This window comes from Pseudomonas sp. Pseusp3 (genome assembly GCF_047304225.1).
GTDB lineage: Bacteria > Pseudomonadota > Gammaproteobacteria > Pseudomonadales > Pseudomonadaceae > Aquipseudomonas > Aquipseudomonas fluorescens_CD.
Genome location: NZ_JBGLYV010000211.1, coordinates 1 through 2,489, shown reverse-complemented (window position 1 = coordinate 2,489; position 2,489 = coordinate 1). Strand labels below are relative to the sequence as shown.

The window sequence follows — 2,489 nt, the reverse complement described above, 5'->3', positions numbered from 1 at the left end:
GCCTCGGCCTGGCCTCGCGCACCGGCAACCGTCCGCACCAACTCTCCGGCGGTCAACAGCAACGGGTGTCGATTGCCCGCGCCCTGATGAACGGCGGCCACATCATCCTTGCCGACGAACCCACCGGCGCGCTCGACAGCCACAGCGGCGCCGAGGTCATGACCTTGCTTGACGAGCTAGCCAGCCAGGGTCATGTGGTGATCCTCATCACCCATGACCGCGAAGTGGCAGCCCGGGCCAAGCGCATCATCGAGATCCGCGACGGCCTGATCATCAGCGACAGCGCCGACGAAAACCCGAGCGCGCAAAATTCGGCCACACCCGGTGCGCTACAAGCCGTCGACCTGCGCAAGCGCTTGAGTGAAGGCGCCGAAGCGACAGGCGCGTGGAAAGGCGAATTGGTCGATGCCGTGCATGCGGCGTGGCGGGTGATGTGGATAAACAGGTTTCGTACCGCGCTTACCTTGCTCGGCATCATCATCGGCGTCGCCTCGGTGGTGGTGATGCTGGCCGTGGGCGAAGGCAGCAAGCGCCAGGTGATGGCGCAGATGGGCGCATTCGGTTCCAACATCATTTACCTCAGCGGCTCGGCCCCCAACCCGCGCACGCCGATGGGCATCGTCACCCTCGATGAGGTCGCGGCGATTGCCAGCCTGCCCCAGGTGATGCGGATCATGCCGGTCAACGGCCAGGAGGCCGGGGTGCGCTTTGGCAACCTCGATCACTTGAGCTACGTCGGTGGCAACGACACCAACTTCCCGGCGATTTTCAACTGGCCGGTGGTCGAAGGCAGCTACTTCACCCACGCCGATGAGCAGAACGCCGCCGCCGTCGCGGTGATCGGGCACAAGGTGCGGACCAAGCTGCTCAAGGACGTGGCCAACCCGATCGGCCAGTACATCCTGATCGAAAACGTGCCCTTCCAGGTGGTCGGCGTACTCGCGGAAAAAGGCGCCAGCTCCGGCGACTCCGACAGCGACGACCGCATCGCCATCCCCTACTCCGCCGCGAGCGTGCGCCTGTTCGGTACTCACAACCCGGAGTACATCGCCATCGCCGCCGCGGACGCGCGTAAGGTCAAGGAAACCGAAAAAGCCATCGAGCAACTGATGTTGCGCCTGCACGACGGCAAGCACGATTTCGAACTGACCAACAACGCGGCGATGATCCAGGCCGAGGCACGCACGCAAAACACCCTGTCGCTGATGCTCGGCTCGATTGCCGCGATTTCGCTGCTGGTGGGCGGGATCGGTGTGATGAACATCATGCTCATGACCGTGCGCGAACGTACCCGGGAGATCGGTATCCGCATGGCCACCGGTGCCCGCCAGCGCGACATCCTGCGCCAGTTCCTCACCGAAGCGGTGATGCTCTCGGTGGTGGGCGGCCTCACCGGGATTGCCCTGGCGCTGATCGTCGGTGGCGTGCTGATTTTCAGCGAAGTCGCAGTCGCCTTCTCTCTGATAGCGGTGCTGGGCGCCTTCGGCTGCGCCCTGGTCACCGGTGTTGTCTTCGGCTACATGCCGGCCCGCAAAGCTGCCCGACTCGACCCGGTCACGGCCCTTACCAGTGAATGATCGATTTATGAAGCCGCCACTCAGTGTGTTAACCCTGTGCCTGTTGCTCGGCGCCTGCGGCAGCCCGGCCCAGCGCCCCGACAGCGGCATCCAGCCTCCCGCTGCCTGGCAATCGCCGCACACCGCAGGCGTTACCGATGCCAACCGACAATGGTGGAGCCGCTTCGGCAGCCCGCAACTGGGTCGCCTGATCGAACAGGCGCGGCTCGGCAGTTACGATCTGGCCGCGGCCATCGCAAGAGTGCGCCAGGCCCGGGCCGATACGGTGATTGCCGGCGGCTCGCAACTGCCCGAGGTCAAGGCCGCGGTCAACGCCAACCGCCAGAAATTGCTGCGGGGCAGCGGCTACAGTCAGCTCGATGCCGACAGCGATAACGACGCCGTCGATTACTTCAATGCGAACCTTGTGGCCAGCTACGAAATCGATTTCTGGGGTGGCCAGCGGGCCAGCCGCGACAGTGCTCAGTTCAGCTTGCAAGCCAGCGAGTTCGACCAGGCCACCGTGGAGTTGACGTTGCTCAGCGCCGTGGCCGGCGGCTATGCGCAAGCCTTGTCGCTGCAGGAGCAGGGCCGCATCGCCGGGCTGAACCTGGCCAATGCCCAAAGCGTGCTGAAACTGGTGCAGACCCGTTTCGATTCGGGCTCGGCCACCGCCCTTGAACTGGCGCAGCAAAAAAGCCTGGTGGCGGCGCAGCAACGCCAGCTGCCGCTGGTGCAGCAACAGGCCGAGGATGCGCGAATCAGCCTCGCCGCCCTGCTCGGCCGCCCGGTTCAGGCGCTGTCGTTGGGCCAGGAACACTTCGATCAACTGACCTGGCCCGTCATCGACGCCGGGGTGCCCAGCCAGTTGCTCAGCCGCCGTCCGGACATTGCCCGGGCCGAGGCCCAACTGGCCGCCGCCCAGGCCGACGT

Annotated in this window: 2 protein-coding genes; both read left to right on the top strand. The window is 65.2% G+C overall.

Features of this window, described 5'->3' with window-relative positions; translation table 11 throughout:
• The coding region (locus ACCD00_RS30505; RefSeq protein WP_413428908.1) for an ABC transporter permease at nucleotides 1–1,577 on the top strand (1,577 nt) is incomplete at its 5' end.
• Nucleotides 1,578–1,584: 7 nt separating this feature from the next.
• On the top strand, nucleotides 1,585–2,489 hold a 905-nt coding region (locus tag ACCD00_RS30500; RefSeq protein ID WP_413428907.1), incomplete at its 3' end, for a TolC family protein.